Raw genomic sequence first — 16,697 nt, forward strand, 5'->3', positions numbered from 1 at the left:
ATTGTGCATGAGACATTCTCACGGACGGATACAACATACTCCTGTTCGCTTTTTTTGCAAGTTAGAATCTTTATCAGCGCCATCCTTGCGAAGGTTCCTCGTTGTTTCGGAATAGATAACACTTTTGGAAAGCAAGAGACCTTGTCGCCCAAGCATTTTCGTAACCTTCGCAAGGATGAGCGGCAATGAATCTTTTCGAGGAACCGATGAACCGTTTCGATCTTACCGGCAAGCGCGCGATCATCACCGGCGGCGCGGGCGACCTGGGTCAGGCGTTGACGCGCGGTTTGCATGCGGCTGGCGTGACCGTCGCGATTTTGGACCGCTCGGTGCGCTTGGACGAATTCGTCGCGTCGTTCGATGCGCGCGTCACCGGCATACGCGTTGATCTCACTCAACGCGATGAATTGGCGCGCGCGTTTGGGCGCGCGCTCGAATCGCTTGGCGGACTGGACATTCTCGTGACCGCGCATGGGATTCAGCGGCGATTCCCCGCTGAAGAATTCCCGCTCGAGGTCTGGGATCATATCATCGAGACGAATCTCACATCGGTCTTTGGAATTTGCCAGATGGCAGGGCGCGTGATGCTCCGGCAAGGACGCGGCAAAATCATCAACGTCGCGTCGCTGAATAGTTTCACCGGCGGCATCACGATTCCGGCGTATGCCGCGAGCAAGGGCGGCGTTGCATTGCTTACCAAAGCCCTCTCGAACGAGTGGGCAGGCAAGGGCATCTGCGTGAACGCAATCGCGCCGGGCTATATGGCGACGAAAATGACCGCCGCGCTCCAAACTGATCCGGTACGGAATCCGCAAATCCTCGCGCGCATTCCGGTCGGGCGGTGGGGTACGCCGGACGATTTGGTCGGTCCGATGCTGTTCCTTGCATCACCCGCGTCCGATTACGTGACCGGCGAAATTCTGCCGGTGGATGGCGGCTGGATGGGGCGTTGAACCGCGCGGTCGGCAATCGTTTTTGACCAATTTGAACATTGACGCTTTTTGGGGAGCGTGCTATATTGTCGAGCATAGGACGACATTGTTGAACGTCTGATGCAAGTATTCTTTGGTCGTACTGATTTCCCAATGGCGGGACAAATGCAACGCTCATCTAAAGTTATCGGCTCACTCCAACGCGCGATTGATATCCTCAACCTCTTTGACGAACGCAACCCCGAACTAGGCAACACGGACATTGCGAAACAACTTGGGTTACACAAGAGCACCGCGTCCAGTTTGATTCGAACACTCGAAATCAACGGCTACCTCGCGCAGAATCCCACCACGCGCAAGTATCGGCTAGGGTTCAGACTGCTCGAACGCGCGTCCTCGGTGTTGAATCAAATCCCGGTCCGCGATGTGGCGATCCCGGCGCTCCAATCGCTCCGCGATGAACTTGACGAGACGGTCAATTTAGGGATCCTCGATGGAGGCGACGCGGTCTACATCGAACGCTTGCTCGGCACGAAATTGCTCGGCATGCATTCTGAAATCGGCAAGCGTGCGGCGGCGCACAGCACGGCGCTTGGCAAAGCGATACTCGCGTGTTTGCCGATGGCAGACGCGCAAGCATTCATCAAGCAGTATGGGTTGCCCGCCGTGACCACCAAAACTATCACCGACCGCGCGCGCTTTTTGCAAGAACTTGATAAAGTGCGCGAGCAGGGTTTTGCGCTCGACGACGAAGAGAACGAGGTTGGTGGGCGTTGCGTCGCCGCGCCGGTATTCGATCATGCCGGCAAACCGGTCGCGTCCGTCAGCGTTTCCGCACCGAGCGCGCGTCTGGCGATGGCAGATGTGCCGCGCATCGGCGCGCGTGTGCTCGAAATCGCCAAAGCCATTTCGCGCGATCTCGGATATTTGCCGCGCGCGTTTTGAATTGAAAATTAGATATTAGAGGTTGGAAGTTGGATGTTAGAAAGCAGACGTGTCCAATTTCCAACTTCCAACATCTATCTTCCAACTTCCAACTTCCAATTTCCAATTTCTAACATCCAACATCCAACTTCCAAACCAAGGAGGAGTCGAACCCAGAGATAACTCGCCTGCGTTTACTCGAACATCCCCCCAAACATTTTTCATTTGGTACGAGGAGGTAACCAAAATGTCAGTGAAGAAACTTACCCGCCGCGAATTCATTCGGCTCGCGGCAGTGGGCACTGCGGCGGTCGTCACGAGTTGTGCGACGCCGACACCCACGGCAGTTCCCCCTACCGCCGTGCCAGCGGTGAAACCGACCGATGCACCCAAACCAACGAGCGCACCTGTCGCGACGGCTGCGCCAACCGCCGCTCCCAAGGTCGAACCGACCAAAGCCCCGGCTCCCACTTCAGCACCCAAACCGACTGAAGCCAAACTGGGTAGCACGCTCGTCGGCAAACTGGAAGGTCCCACGATCATTCGCGAGACCGCGCAATTCCCCAAGACGTTCAAAGAAGCGCCGATGCTTGCGGATCTCGTCAAAGCCGGCAAACTGCCCGAAGTGGCGAAACGTTTGCCTGATCCTGCCGACCTGTACGTCGTCAAACCGCTCAAAGAAATCGGCAAGTACGGCGGCAACTGGCGCCGTGCGTTCACGGGTCCCGCCGACCACGAAAATGGCAACCGCATCAACTCAGCCGACAAGATTTTGCATTTTGATTACACCGGCAACAAGATCGTGCCCGCGTTGGCGAAAGACTGGAAAGTCAGCGACGACGGCAAGACTATCACGATTTACTTGCGCAAGGGTGCAAAATGGTCGGATGGCACGCCATTCACCGCGAACGATTTCATGTTCTGGTACGAAGATGTGTACCTCAACAAAGCACTCGTGGCGACGCCTTTCTTTGAATTCCAGATCAACGGCAAAGACGGCGTGATGAAAAAGATCGACGATTACACCGTCGCGTTTGAATTCCCGGAACCGTATCCGTACTTTGTCTACATCCTCGCCGGAAGTACTTCGATGGGCGCGGGCTTTGCGACGCGCGGCGCGTTCCAAACGAATGGTGGCGCGTACTGCCCAGGAAACTATCTCAAGCAATTCCTGCCCAAGTACTCATCCGAAGATGCGGCTAATGCGAAAGCCAAAGCCGCCGGGTTCGACAACTGGGTGTCGTACTTTAAGAACCGCTACTCCTGGGCGCTCAATCCCGACTGTCCGACGATGACGCCGTGGAAGACGGTCTCGCCGATCAACACACCCACTTGGGGTATGGAACGCAATCCGTACTTTTGGCAAGTGGACACGGAAGGCAACCAGCTGCCGTACATCGACAAATTGACGATGACACTCGCGGAAAATACCGAAGTTGCCAACCTGCGCGCTATCGCCGGTGAGTACGATGTTCAAGAACGTCACATGGCGCTGGCAAAATTGCCCGTGTTCTTGGAAAACGCGCAGAAAGGTAATTACACTGTGCGTCTCGACCCGGCTTTTAACGGCTCGGATGTGGCGATTCACCTGGGCAATGCCTACGAAGGTGATGCGGAAATTGCCAAGTGGATCAGGAACAAGGATTTCCGCCACGCGCTTTCGCTCGGCATCGACCGCGATCAACTGAACGAAGCGTTCTGGCTCGGCGTCGGCGTAGCTGGTTCAACTGCTCCGTCGCCCGACACGATCTATAGCCCAGGTGCCGAGTGGAACAAAAAGTGGTGCACGCTCGACCTCAAGCAATCCAATGACCTGCTCGACAAGATGGGCTTGGATAAAAAAGACAGCGAAGGGTTCCGCCTCCGCACCGATGGCAAGGGGCGTCTGCGCTTTGAGATGCTCACCGTCGGCGGCGCGTTTGTGCCGTACACCCAAATCGGTGAAATGATCAAGCAACACTGGAAAAAGATCGGCATTGATGTGGACGTCAAAGAGACCGAACGTAACCTGGCATTTGGCAAGACTGCGAACAGCGAACACCAAATGATCACCTGGGCGAACGATGGTTCGGAAATGCTCTATCTCTTTGCGCGTCACGCGTTGCCGGTGGATACTGCCGAGAGTCACATGGGTATGGCATTCGCGCAATGGTATGCCTCGGGTGGCAAGCAAGGCAAGAAACCGGACGATCCCGAAATGATTCGCGCGTTCGACCTGTTCCGCGCGGCATTCGGTCAGAAAGAAGAAGACCAGATCAAGAGCGCCAAAGAACTTTGGAAGATCATTGTCGAACAACAATGGAGCATTGGCACGGTGGGTCAATCGCCGGCGTTCATGGGCGTTCGCATCATCAAGAACAACATGGGCAACGTTCCAGAACGACAGGTGAACGCACAACACGCACGCACACCGTACACTTCTGGTCCAGCCACCTTCTTCTTCAAGTCGTAACTGACCTATCCCCCCAACCCCCTTCCCTCGCAGGGAAGGGGGTAAGGGGGTTAGGTCAAAGGCAATTCTATGATCGCATATATGGTTCGTCGTGTTCTGTTAGCGATTCTCACCATTTGGGCAATCACCGTTCTCTCATTCCTCATCATCCAGTTGCCACCAGGCGATTTTGTGGACACGTATGCAAACACAATGTCTTCCGGAGGCGCTGGCATTACCGAAGGTGAAAAGCAAGCTCTGCGCGAACAGTACGGCATCGATCAACCGATATACATTCAATATCTCAAATGGATGGGATTGATCGCGCAAGGCAATTTCGGCATGGCAGTTGAGTGGGGGCGGCCGGTGCTGGATGTCATCGGCGACCGGTTGATGTTAACGATCGTCATATCGTTAGCGGCGATTGTATTTACGTGGGCGCTCGCACTGCCGATTGGAATTTATTCGGCGGTCAAACGCTATTCTCTGCTGGATTACATATTCACGTTTGTCGGATTCATCGGCTTGGCGATTCCCGGCTTTATGCTTGCGCTGATCGTGATGTACGTTGGCTTTACCCAATTTGGCATGAGCGTGGGCGGATTGTTTTCCGCCGATTATGCGGAAGCGCCGTGGAGTATGGAAAAAGTTTGGGACCTCATCAAGCATCTGCCGGTTCCCGCTATTGTCCTGGGTGTTGCCGGCACAGCGCAGATGATCCGCATCATGCGCTCGAACTTGCTGGACGAGTTACGCAAGCCGTATGTGATGACCGCACGGGCGCGCGGATTATCAGAAACGCGCGTGATTATGAAATACCCGGTACGCGTCGCGCTCAATCCTTTTATCAGCACGATTGGTTATCTCCTGCCGTACGTCGTCTCCGGCAGTATCATCGTCTCGCTCGTTTTAAGTTTGCCGACGGTCGGACCGCTCCTACTTAAATCATTGATCGCGCAGGATATGTTTCTGGCGGGGACGATTGTGTTGTTGCTGGGTGTGCTGACAGTCATCGGCACGCTGATCTCCGACCTGTTGCTGATGTGGGTTGACCCGCGCATTCGGTTAGGGAGACAATAATGGCGGAAATCGCAATCGCCCAGGAACCCCTAGCGACAACTGCAGCCGAAGAAAAAGTTGCCGTCGCCACGCAATGGCAATTGATGTGGTGGCGTTTTCGCAAGCATCATCTTGCGATGATCGGCGCTGTCGTCTTGATCATTTTCTATCTGATCGTCATCAACGTTGATTTTTTAGCGTACGTCGATCCCAACGAATCCGAAGCCCAACGTTCGTTGGTTGCACCCCAGCCCATTCATTGGTTCGACGAAGGCAAATTTGCGCCGTACGTGCATCCGCTCAAAGGCAGGCGCGACCCGGTTACATTCAAGCGCGTTTATGTGCCCGACCTTGAGACCAAGGTGCCCGTTCAAATTTTCGGTTCGGGGTACGCGTACAAATTCCTGGGAATTTTCAAAACCGATGTGCATCTTCTCGCGGTCAAAGATGCCAAACCGGAAGAATCGTTGTTCTTGCTTGGCACCGATTTGCAAGGACGCGATGTGTGGTCGCGTTTGATGTACGGCACGCAAACGTCGTTGACGATTGGCTTGGTCAGCGTCGCGCTCTCACTCTTGCTCGGCATCGTGCTAGGCGGCATTTCCGGTTATTCCGGCGGTATTCTCGATACGGTGATTCAGCGCGTCATCGAGATCCTGCGCTCGATTCCGACCATTCCGCTGTGGATGGGGCTGACCGCCGCGCTCCCGAATGATTGGAATGTGATGCAAGTGTATTTTGCGATCACAATCATCATTTCGCTGATCGGCTGGACCGAACTGGCGCGCGTTGTGCGCGGACGTTTTCTCTCGTTGCGGCAAGATGATTTTGTAATGGCGGCAGAGTTGCTCGGTTGTAGCAAAGCGCGCATTATCTTTCGGCACATGGTTCCTTCGTTTATCAGCCACATTATCGCGGCGACGACGCTTGCAATTCCGGCGATGATTATCAGCGAAACGTCGCTCAGTTTCCTGGGTCTCGGTTTGCGTCCCCCAGCGATTAGTTGGGGTGTGCTGTTGCAAGACGCGCAAAATATTCAATCGCTCGCGATTTCACCCTGGTTGTTGCTCCCGGTCATCCCCGTGATTATCGCGGTGCTCGCGTTCAACTTTACCGGCGATGGTCTGCGTGATGCGGCGGATCCTTATGGATAGTCGAATAGTCGCTGACTATTTGACTACGAGACGATCCGACTATCGGACTAGACATGCAAAACGGAAATAAACCTTTACTCTCAGTTCGCAATCTCAAAACCTATTTCTTCCAAGACGAAGGCACGGTCAAGGCGGTGGATGGCGCGTCGTTCGATCTCGCGCCCGGTAAAACACTCGGCATCGTCGGCGAAAGCGGGTGCGGTAAGAGCGTGACCGCGCAATCCATTCTGCGGATCGTTGACGCGCCCGGCAGGATCGTCGAAGGTGAGATCATCTTGCGCCGCGCCGATGGGCAGGAAATGGATCTCGTGCGTTTGCATCCCGATGGCGAGGATATTCGCGCGATTCGTGGCGCAGAAATCGGTCTTATCTTTCAAGAGCCGATGACCTCGTTCAGTCCGGTGCATACGGTTGGCGATCAAATCGTCGAAGCCGTGCAGTTGCACATGAACGTCAGCAAGCAAGAGGCGCGCAAACGTGGTATCGAAGCTCTGCGCTCGGTCGGCATTCCGAAACCGGAACGGCGCATTGACGAGTACGCGTTTGAGTTGTCCGGCGGTTTGCGCCAACGCGCGATGATCGCGGTCGCGTTGTCGTGCAATCCGCGCTTGCTCATTGCCGATGAGCCGACGACCGCGCTCGACGTGACGACGCAAGCGCAGATTCTCGACTTGTTGCGCGATTTGCAAAACCAACGCGGCATGGCGATCATGCTCATCACGCACAACCTGGGTGTCGTCGCCGAAATGTGCGATGACGTGGTCGTGATGTACCTGGGTCGCGTCGTCGAAGAAGGTCCCGTGGACGATATTTTCCACAACCCCAAGCATCCGTACACCAAAGCGTTGCTCCAATCCATTCCCAGCATTGATTCCGAATCGCGCGAAAAATTGCCGACGATCACCGGTTCGATTCCGCATCCGTACAATCGTCCGACCGGCTGTCCGTTCTATCCGCGGTGTGAGAGTTTCATGCCGGGCACATGCGACAGGAGTGAGCCAGCGCTGATTGCGGTGAACGAGAATCAAAAGGTGAGTTGCTTTTTATATCAAAAGTAGACCGCAGACAACTGACCGCTGACCACCGCGAAATACGCGGTCTGCCGTCGGCGGACAGCGGTCGTGAAGTATATCGGAGAACTCGTGAAATCGCCAAACGAACAAATCCTTCTCGACGTCAAAAACCTCCGCAAGTTTTTCCCGATTCGACGCGGCATCCTGCAAAAGGTCGTTGGGCAGGTGCGCGCGGTGGACGACGTGACATTCTACATCAACCAAGGCGAAACGCTATCGCTCGTCGGCGAGTCCGGCTGCGGCAAGACGACGACCTCGCGGTGCATCTTGCGCGCGCTCGACCCGACCGAAGGTCAGGTGATGTTCCACACGGAAGCGGGCGCGACACTCGATGTGGCAAAGTTACCCAAGACGCAATTGCAACCGTTGCGCCGCCAGATGCAGATGATTTTCCAAGACCCGTTCTCGTCGCTCAACCCGCGCATGACCTTGCTCGATATTGTCGGCGAGCCGCTCCTTGTGCACGGCGAAAAAGATGCGAACAAGCGCACCGAGCGAGTCGCGGAATTGTTGCGACTCGTCGGCTTGCGCCCGGACTATATGCGCCGGTATCCGCACGCGTTCAGCGGCGGACAGCGCCAACGCATTGGCATCGCGCGCGCGCTCGCGCTCAACCCGCGGCTCGTCGTCGCGGACGAACCGGTATCCGCGCTCGATGTGTCGGTGCAGGCGCAGATTCTCAACTTGATGCTCGAACTGCAAGAGAAACTGGGTCTGACGTACCTATTCGTCGCGCACGATCTCTCGGTCGTCAAGCACATCAGCGATCGCGTGGCGGTGATGTACGTCGGGCGCATTGTCGAGACCGCGCCGACCAAGGAATTGTTCTATCAACCGCGTCATCCGTACACCGAGGCGTTGATGTCGGCGGTGCCCAAGCCCGATCCGCGTTTACGATCCAAGCGCATCATCCTGCAAGGCGATGTCGCCGATCCGGCGAATCCGCCGAGCGGTTGCTATTTTCATCCGCGTTGCAGTTACGCGACGGATGTCTGTAAAGAAAAAACGCCGGTGCAGGAAGAAATTTCGCCCAGGCATTTCGTCGCGTGTCATCGCGCGCGCGAGTTGACATTGCGCGGTGTCGTGCAAAAGTGATTCGGCTGAAGGTGGATTGTACCAGGCAACGCCATCCGCAATTTCCGGATGGCGTTGTTGTGTCTAGAGCGCAAGGAACTCTACCGCTTGCGCGCGTACACCCGTTTGCAAGAATCGCTGAATCGGTGATAATTCAACGCGGCGTAACATACTCGATTGATTGACTGACGAGCGAATGAATTTTCCTTTCATCAACAACGTGCGTTATCACTGGGACAGCGTCCCCGCCGATTTGCGGCGCAATCTCCTGCTCGATTTTAGCGCCGCCGTGCTGATTGGCGTTTTTCTTGCCGCGATCAACACGTTCGTGCCGGTCGTCGCGCGGCGTCTCGGTGCGGACGCGTTTCTCCTCTCATTCATCACCGCCGCGCCGGCGGTCGGCAACATCATCGCGGTGCTGGCGGCGCATTATACGCAACAACGCCGCAAGTTGCCGTTCATGGTCGCGGCGTGGACGATCGGGCGCGGCTTGTTCTTGTTGACGCCGTTCGTCGTCGCGCCGTTGCCGTTTGTCTTGCTCGTCTGCGCGCATTGGTTGATCGTCTCGCTCTCGGTCACCGGCTATGTCGAGATCATGCGCGCGATTTATCCGGCGGCGATTCGCGGGCGCGCGATGGCATACGTGCGCGTTGGCTTTACCGCGTGCGCGACGATCCTGACGCCGATCATTGGACAATTGCTCGACGTGTGGAGTTATCAACTCATCTTCCCGATTGCGGCGCTGTTTGGCATTCTTTCGGGCGTCACGTTCGGTCAAGTCCGTTACGCGGACACGCCGTCCAAGACCCAGCACGATTTGTTGGAACCCTGGCGAATCTTTTGGCGTGACAAGCGTTATCGCGATTACAGTATCGCGTTTTCGATTTGTGGATTTGGCAATCTGCTCATCGCGCCGCTCATCCCGATTTTGCTCGTGGATGAATTGCGTTTGAACTATGGTCAGGTCGGCTGGCTTGGGATGATCAACTCGCTGACCTGGATGACGTTTTATCTGGTGTGGGGACGACTCGTGGATCGTCGAGGTGGATTCTGGGCGGTGCAGATCAATTTCTTCCTCATGGCGTTCATTGGACTCGCGTTCGGTCTTGCGACCGATATGTGGTTGGCGTCGGTCGCGTACATAATCGCCGGCATTGTTGTGGCAGGTTCCGACCTGGGATGGCTGAATGCCGTGATGCAATTTGCGCGTCAAGACCAGATCGGTCATTACACCGCGTTGCACGCGTTTCTGCTCGGCGTACGCGGTATTGTCGCGCCGTTACTGGGCACGGTACTGATGACGATTCCTGGGATTGGTTTACGCGGTGTGTTTTTTATATCCACGGTGCTGGTGTTGTTCGGTTGGTGGCGGATACGACACGTCACGGTCCCGGCGAAGGTGGAGGCGGTGTGATTCATCCGACTGTCCAAGAGCTATTCGATTTGAGCGGCCAGGTCGCGCTCGTGACCGGCGGCGCGCGCAACCTGGGTTTCGACATGGCGGTCGCGCTCGCGCAAGCCGGCGCGAACGTCGCGATCACGAGCCGGCGCATCGGCGACGCGCGCGCGTCCGCGCAAAAAATCGCGCAAGAGACCGGGCGCAAGGTCGTTGGTTTCGCGTGCGATGTGCGGTTTGAAAACCAGGTCGCGCGCATGGTGGACGCGACACTCGCCGAGTTCGGCAAGATTGATATTCTCGTGAACAATGCCGGGAATGTCGTCAGTACGCCGGAGAACAAGCCGCTCGAACAACGTCCGCTCGCCGAGTGGGAATTTACGATGGACGTGAATTTGAAAGGTGTGTTCTTGTGTTCCAAACACGTCGTTGCGCGCGCGATGAAACCGGCGCAGCGCGGCGTTATCATCAACCTGGGTTCGGTTGCGGGCATGGTCGGCAAGGATCATCGCGTTTACGAGGGCACGCCGATGGGCGGCGTGACGATTGATTATGCCGCGGCGAAAGGCGGAATCATCAGCATGACGCGCGAGATGGCGTGCGCGCTCGCGCGCGACAACATTCGCGTCAACTGCATCAGCCCCGGTGGATTCTGGCGCGGGCATAGCGAAACCTTCACGCGCCAGTACTCGAATCTCGTGCCGATGGGACGCATGGGACAAGACGGCAAGGAGATCAAGGGCGCGGTGGTGTTTCTCGCGTCCGACGCGTCGTCGTACATCACGGGCATCAACTTGCCGGTGGACGGAGGCATGACCGCGTGGTAAATCAACAAAATCCAAAGGGTCTCGCAGACCCTTGGGGTTTGAGTGTGCTCATCGCCGGTTGCGGAAGCATCGGCAAACGCCACGCGCGCGTGTTGCAGCGCCTGGGTGTGCGCGATCTGCGCGCGTGCGATCCAATCGCGGAACAACGCGACGCGGTGTGCGCGCAAACTCCATCAGTGAAATTGTACGACGATTTCGACGCCGCGTTGCGCGCTGCGCCGGACGCGGTGTGGATTTGCACGCCGCCCGAAATGCACATCCCGATGGCGATGCAAGCGATTCGCGCCGGCGCACACGTCTTTTCCGAAAAGCCCTTGTCCGATTCGGACGATGGCATTGACGATTTGGTTGCGCTCGCAGACGCGCAAGAGAAAAAGGTGATGGTCGGTTTATGTTTCCGCTATCACGCCGGTCTGCTCCGCGCAAAAAAGTTGCTCGACGCGGGCGAGATTGGACGGTGCGTTTCGATTCGCGCGTTGATGGGCGAGCATTTGCCGGATGTGCGTCCCGATTATCGCACCCTGTTCTCCGCGCAAACGACCGGCGCGTTCGATTTGATGCACGACATTGATCTCGCGCTCTGGTACGCCGGGCAAAACGTGCGTGCCGTTCACGCGTTCAGCGGCACGTACAGCGACATCGGCATCGTCGCGCCGGACGTCGTCGAGATTCTGCTGGATTTCGAGAATCGTTGCGTCGCAAGTGTGCATCTCGATTTCTTTCAACGACCGCGGCGTCGCCAAATCGAATTGATTGGTACGACGGGCGTCATGATCGTCGAGTTTGCGCGGTGGGAGCATTGCACCGTGTCGGTGTATCACGCGTCGCACGGCGCTCGGCGAATCGAGGAGATGGAAACTGAACGCGACGATATGTTCAGCGCGGAGGATCGCGAATTTCTAGAGTGTGTTGCCGAAGATAAACCAATCGCGTGCACGATTGCCGAGGCTAGCAAATCGCTCGCGGTCGTCGTCGCCGCGCGCAACAAAGCATAATCCACGAATAAGAAAACAAAAATTAGCGAAGATTAGTGTGATTCGCGGATAAAAAACAGGTGAAGGCAATAAGGGGAAACATGAAAATCAATCTGGCTAAACAAAAAATGTTGCGCGGCGAACCGGCGTTCGGTTATTCCGCAAAACTGGGTTCGCCGGTCGCGGCGGAATTGTTGAGCAACTCGGGCGTGGATTTTGTGATGCTCGATGGGCAACATGGTTCATGGGGACACGACTCGCAGATTCAAGGAGTTGCCGCGATTTGCGCGGGACCCGCGATGCCCTTCGCGCGCGTGATTCACAACACGTACTCGGAGATCGCGCGCCTGCTCGACGCGGGCGTGCTGGGCATCATCGTGCCGATGGTGGAAACGGTCGAGCAAGCGCAAGCGGTTGCGCGCGCGTGCCGCTATCCGCCGGTCGGCGAACGTTCGTTCGGCTGGGGTCGCGCCGCCGCGTACGGCGATGACTATGCTAGCTGGATCAACGATCAACTTTTCGTCGCCGTGCAGATCGAAAGCGCACTCGCGATCGAAAATGTCGAAGCGATCATGGCGGTACCTGGGATTGACGGTTGCATGACCGGTCCCGCCGACCTCGCGCTCTCGATGGGTTTTCATCCGCGTGACGCCGCCAAGCACGACGAACACGCGCGCGCGCTCGAACGCATCGTGCAGGCGTGTCGCAACACCGGCAAAATTCCTGGGATTGATACCGGCGCGGCTGGTCCCGAATCTGCACCGAAACGCGTCGCCCAAGGTTTCATCTACATCCCGATGGGCAGCGACGCCAAGTTCGTGACCGGCGGCGCGGTGGCGGGGTTGAAGATGGTCAAAGAAGCAATTGAGAAAAAATGATTCCCTGAGTTCCTTCAGTTCCATCTCAAGGAAATGAGGGAGATGAGGGAAATAAAGGAATCTGGCTTGCCTCAGTTTCTCGCTCTCGATCTCGGCACATCATTCATCAAAGGCGCGATTGTGGACGCGGATTCGTACGACATTGCCGCGATTCACCGCGTCCCGTTTCCCGAGCCGATCCCAGGTCAGCCGCCGCTGTTTTGCGAAATTGACCCAGGCGCGATTGTCGCCGCGACGCGTGCGATGCTTGAATCGTTGATGCCGCACGCGTCCAACTGCGCGGGCATCGTGATGTGCAATCAGATGCAAGGCGTCGTGCTTGCCGATGCGCGCGGCGCGCCGCTGTCGAATTACATCTCGTGGCGCGATCAACGTGCGTTGATGCCGCATCCGTCTGGCGCGGGCACGTACTTTGATGTGCTGATGTCGCGCATCTCGGCGGACGAACGCCAGCGAACCGGCGGCGAGTGGAAACCCAGTCTGCCGGTGAGCGCCTTGTTCTGGCTCGCGGAACGCGGCGAACTTGAGCGCGATGTGATTCCATCTTCGCTCGGCGATTTCGTTTTCGCAAACCTGTGCGCGACGACGCCGCCGATTCACCCGACGAACGCGTCGGTTCACGGCGTGCTCGACCTTGCCACAAGCGATTGGCATCGCGACGTGATTGCACGATTGGGTCTCGCGTCGTTGCAATTCCCGCAAGTACAACGCACCGGCGCGATTATCGGCTGGCTCGATCTCGATGGCAAACGCGTGCCGTGCTATTTGCCGGTCGGCGACCAGCAGTGCGCGCTCGTCGGCGCGCTGCTGCGCGAACGCGAGCTTTCGATCAACATCTCGACCGGTTCCCAGGTTGCGTTGCTCTCACCGCGTTTGCAGTTTGGCGATTATCAAACCCGTCCGTTCTTTGATCGGTACCTGAATATCATCACGCACATTCCTGCCGGACGCGCGCTGTCCGCGCTCGTTGATGTGCTCACCGAAATCGCGCGCGCACAGAACATCGAACTCGATGCGTGGGAGTACATCACGCGCCAAGCGGCGCAGGTGGACGCGACCGATTTGCGCGTCAATCTCGCGTTCTTTGCCAGCGCGGTCGGCGAGCGTGGCGCAATCGAAGATATCCGCGAAGACAATCTCAATGTCGGGCATCTCTTTCGCGCGGCGTTCGAGAACATGGCAGAAAATTATTTTGCGTGCGCGCATCGTCTCTCACCGGAATGCGCGTGGGAGCGGATTGTTTTTTCTGGCGGACTGGCGTACAAGATCGAACAACTGCGCGAACTCATCGCCGCGAAATTCGACATCGCGTACCGTCTCACGCCCTCGCCCGAAGACACCTTGTTCGGCTTGACGATTCTCGCGCGGGTGTTCAGCGGGCGAAGCGAATCGGTGGAACAAGCGATTCAAGAAATTATGCACGAATAGATTTTGCGGCGGTCGTTTCAAGGAGTCACAATGAATCAAGTTCTTATCGTTTTCCCGGACACTCCGCAGTCGGTGCTCGACATGCTCGCGCGCGAAACGCATGTCGTCGGACCGATTGATGCGAGTGACGATTGGCTGATCGCGATGCGCGATAGTGCGGCGGTCATCACCGTTGTGCAACCGCAATTCACCGGCGCGGTGATGGACGCGTCGCCGCGGTTGCGTGTGATCGGTCGTCCTGGGATCGGCGTGGACAATGTGGATTTGCGTGCGGCGACCGAGCGCGGCATCTGTGTCGTCAACACGCCCGACGCGCCGACCCAGCCCGTCGTCGAGAAAGTGATCGCGTGGATTTTGATGTTGTCGCATCGCTTGCGTGACGCCGACCGCGTGACGCGCGTCGAAAACTGGGCGGGGCGCAGCGCGTTGATGGGCAACGATGTGTTCGGCAAGACCCTGGGTCTGATTGGCACGGGGCGTGTGGGCAGTCGCGTCGCGCAGATTTGTTCGAGTGCGTTTGGGATGCGCGTACTCGCGTTCGACCCGTACGCGAACGCGGAACGGATGAAGCAATGCGGCGTCGAGTTGGTCGCGAGTGTGGACGCACTGGTTCCGCAGTGCGATTTCGTTTCGATCAATTGTCCACTCACGCCAGAAACGCGCGGGCTGATCGGCGAGAAACAATTGCGCGCGATGAAATCGTCGGCGTACTTGATCAACTCGGCGCGCGCGCCGGTCGTGGACGAGGACGCGCTCGTGCGTGCGTTGCGCGAACGCTGGATCAAGGGCGCGGCACTCGATGTGTTCAACACAGAGCCGCCACCGCCGAATCATCCCTTGCTTACATTTGATAACGTCGTGGTCGGTCCGCACCTGGGTTCGTTCACGCAAGAGGCGATGTTGCGAATGTTGTCGCAGACGGCGGAGCAGGTGTTGATGGTTTTGCGTGGCGAGCGTCCGCCGAATTTGGTGAACGCGGATGTGTGGGGGAAGCGGAAACAATAACGATAAATACGCAATACGCGATGTTTTACTGCGTATTGCGTATTGCGTGATGCATGATGCGTGAATCTTGGCTTGCTTATTCGCACTTGCCGACGGTTCGTCGTAGATACTGCATTCTGTGTCATGTGCGCGGCTTTATTCTTTTGCTCCAAAATATTTGAAAAATAACTCTTTTGAAAGTTTTGCGCCCGCATCGGTCAGAACAACTGACAGGGCTTTGCCCTTTGGATTGCCAATGTATCCTTTATTGTACAACCTATCCATCGCTTCCCAATCCAAGCCCTTCCATGCCCGGGTCGCATATTTATCGTGAGAGCTTGTGAGGAATAAAAGCGCCAATACCATTTCGTCAACCTTGTCTTTATCGTACTCCATAACATCTCTCTCCTTGACTGGCAAAGCGTATGATTCACGCGATGGTCTTTTCGTAATAGACACTCAAGGGATCGTCTTTGTATTCGCCGAACGGCGGTCGGCGCTGAAATCCGAATCCTTCGTACAATCCTATCGCGTCCGTTTGATAAATCCCCGTCTCCAAGCGTAACACGCTCACTTGCCGTACTCGGGTGTACTCCGCCAAGTGATTGAGCATGGCTTTACCCATCCCTAATCCGCGATACTCGGGTCGGACATACATCCGCTTGACTTCGCCATACTCTCTGCCAAACAGCTTTATGCCGCCACACCCGGCGAGTTGTCCCTCATACTGCGTGACAAAGAAAGCGACGCCCTCCTGTACGAGCTTGGCGATACTAAACGCATGACGACTTTCTGGCGGATACGGCTGCCCAGCGAGGTGCGCGTCAAGTTCAGTAATGAGTTGCACGGCATCGGCAGAATCAGGGCGCGCTTGTACGACGGTGATTGACATTTGAGTATCTTGGCTTCTCTGGCGATTTGGGCATTCTACTATACAGCGTTCATGGCTCTGGTTGCATAGAGGAGAGCGGGCTAACGGTTTGTGTTACTGGCGCTGGGGCGGACGGGGGAACCTCGTCCGAGCGGAAAAAGGTTGAGGCGTAGAAAACTGCTTGAGATTTGCGCACGCCGCGAAGCGGCAGTCCCCGGCGTCCAGTGCACGCTTTGTTGGGCGGGTGAATGTTTCTGGTAAATTACTTGCGCGACCGCACAGTGCGCGCGAGCGAAATATAGATTTGTCGCTGGCGCGCTCACGGCTACTGAATCAGCCCGATGATGTTACCGTCGGGATCTCGTACACTTGCGATCAGTCCTCAGCTCACCGCTTTCTTCACGAGCGCGCTGATCCTTGCGTCTTCGGTGGCAGTCAACTCCTTCAGCGCGAAAACGACCGGCCACAGGGCGCCTTCGTCGAGGTTCGCCGTGTCTTGGAAGCCGAATGTCGCGTACCTCGTGTTGAACTTCTGCGCGGCTTGGAAGAAGCAGACGACCTTGCCGTCCTTGTCGGCATACGCGGGCATCCCATACCAGGTTTTCGGCGAGAGGGCTGGCGCGCTGGCTTTGATGATCGCATGGAGCCGCTTTGCCATGGCGCGATCCGGTTCCTCCATCGCGGCGATCGCC

Annotated in this window: 16 protein-coding genes; 13 read left to right on the plus strand and 3 right to left on the minus strand. The window is 56.8% G+C overall.

Annotated features, from left to right (window positions below):
- Positions 1–206: 206 nt before the first annotated feature.
- From HY868_04335 to HY868_04395, 13 genes are all read left to right on the plus strand, one after another.
- Complete coding sequence (locus HY868_04335; GenBank protein MBI5301344.1) at positions 207–953, plus strand: SDR family oxidoreductase; 747 nt, start codon at positions 207–209, stop codon at positions 951–953.
- Positions 954–1,097: 144 nt separating this feature from the next.
- A complete protein-coding gene (locus HY868_04340) occupies positions 1,098–1,877 on the plus strand; it encodes an IclR family transcriptional regulator (GenBank protein MBI5301345.1) in 780 nt (259 codons plus the stop codon).
- 226 nt (positions 1,878–2,103) lie between these two features.
- Positions 2,104–4,308: an ABC transporter substrate-binding protein gene (locus tag HY868_04345; protein MBI5301346.1), complete on the plus strand. Its 2,205-nt coding sequence runs from the start codon at positions 2,104–2,106 to the stop codon at positions 4,306–4,308.
- Positions 4,309–4,377: 69 nt separating this feature from the next.
- A complete protein-coding gene (locus HY868_04350) occupies positions 4,378–5,367 on the plus strand; it encodes an ABC transporter permease (protein MBI5301347.1) in 990 nt (329 codons plus the stop codon).
- Complete coding sequence (locus HY868_04355; GenBank protein ID MBI5301348.1) at positions 5,367–6,500, plus strand: ABC transporter permease; 1,134 nt, start codon at positions 5,367–5,369, stop codon at positions 6,498–6,500. The genes HY868_04350 and HY868_04355 overlap by 1 nt, the downstream gene beginning before the upstream one ends.
- Before the next feature lie 53 nt (positions 6,501–6,553).
- Complete coding sequence (locus tag HY868_04360) at positions 6,554–7,558, plus strand: ABC transporter ATP-binding protein (protein MBI5301349.1); 1,005 nt, start codon at positions 6,554–6,556, stop codon at positions 7,556–7,558.
- Positions 7,559–7,642: 84 nt separating this feature from the next.
- A complete protein-coding gene (locus tag HY868_04365; GenBank protein MBI5301350.1) occupies positions 7,643–8,668 on the plus strand; it encodes an ATP-binding cassette domain-containing protein in 1,026 nt (341 codons plus the stop codon).
- A 175-nt stretch (positions 8,669–8,843) separates the two neighbouring features.
- Positions 8,844–10,061, plus strand: coding sequence for an MFS transporter (locus HY868_04370; protein MBI5301351.1), 1,218 nt, complete (start codon positions 8,844–8,846; stop codon positions 10,059–10,061).
- Positions 10,058–10,870, plus strand: a complete 813-nt coding sequence (locus HY868_04375) for an SDR family oxidoreductase (protein MBI5301352.1) — start codon at positions 10,058–10,060, stop codon at positions 10,868–10,870. The genes HY868_04370 and HY868_04375 overlap by 4 nt, the downstream gene beginning before the upstream one ends.
- Positions 10,864–11,865, plus strand: coding sequence for a Gfo/Idh/MocA family oxidoreductase (locus tag HY868_04380; protein ID MBI5301353.1), 1,002 nt, complete (start codon positions 10,864–10,866; stop codon positions 11,863–11,865). The genes HY868_04375 and HY868_04380 overlap by 7 nt, the downstream gene beginning before the upstream one ends.
- Before the next feature lie 80 nt (positions 11,866–11,945).
- Positions 11,946–12,722, plus strand: coding sequence for a hypothetical protein (locus HY868_04385; protein MBI5301354.1), 777 nt, complete (start codon positions 11,946–11,948; stop codon positions 12,720–12,722).
- Positions 12,723–12,788: 66 nt separating this feature from the next.
- Positions 12,789–14,150 (plus strand): hypothetical protein, encoded by a 1,362-nt coding sequence (locus tag HY868_04390; protein MBI5301355.1) that lies wholly within the window; start codon positions 12,789–12,791, stop codon positions 14,148–14,150.
- Between the two features lie 30 nt (positions 14,151–14,180).
- A complete protein-coding gene (locus HY868_04395) occupies positions 14,181–15,155 on the plus strand; it encodes a hydroxyacid dehydrogenase (protein MBI5301356.1) in 975 nt (324 codons plus the stop codon).
- A gap of 135 nt (positions 15,156–15,290) precedes the next feature.
- Here HY868_04395 and HY868_04400 read toward each other — a convergent pair whose 3' ends face one another.
- From HY868_04400 to HY868_04410, 3 genes are all read right to left on the minus strand, one after another.
- Entirely contained in the window at positions 15,291–15,530 is a 240-nt protein-coding gene (locus tag HY868_04400) for a hypothetical protein (GenBank protein ID MBI5301357.1), read from the minus strand.
- A 34-nt stretch (positions 15,531–15,564) separates the two neighbouring features.
- Positions 15,565–16,026: a GNAT family N-acetyltransferase gene (locus HY868_04405; protein MBI5301358.1), complete on the minus strand. Its 462-nt coding sequence runs from the start codon at positions 16,024–16,026 to the stop codon at positions 15,565–15,567.
- A gap of 361 nt (positions 16,027–16,387) precedes the next feature.
- Positions 16,388–16,697, minus strand: a 310-nt coding sequence (locus HY868_04410; GenBank protein MBI5301359.1) for a DUF1801 domain-containing protein, incomplete at its 5' end; no start/stop codon positions are given.

The sequence above is a fragment of the Chloroflexota bacterium genome (genome assembly GCA_016219275.1).
Taxonomy (GTDB): domain Bacteria; phylum Chloroflexota; class Anaerolineae; order UBA4142; family UBA4142; genus JACRBM01.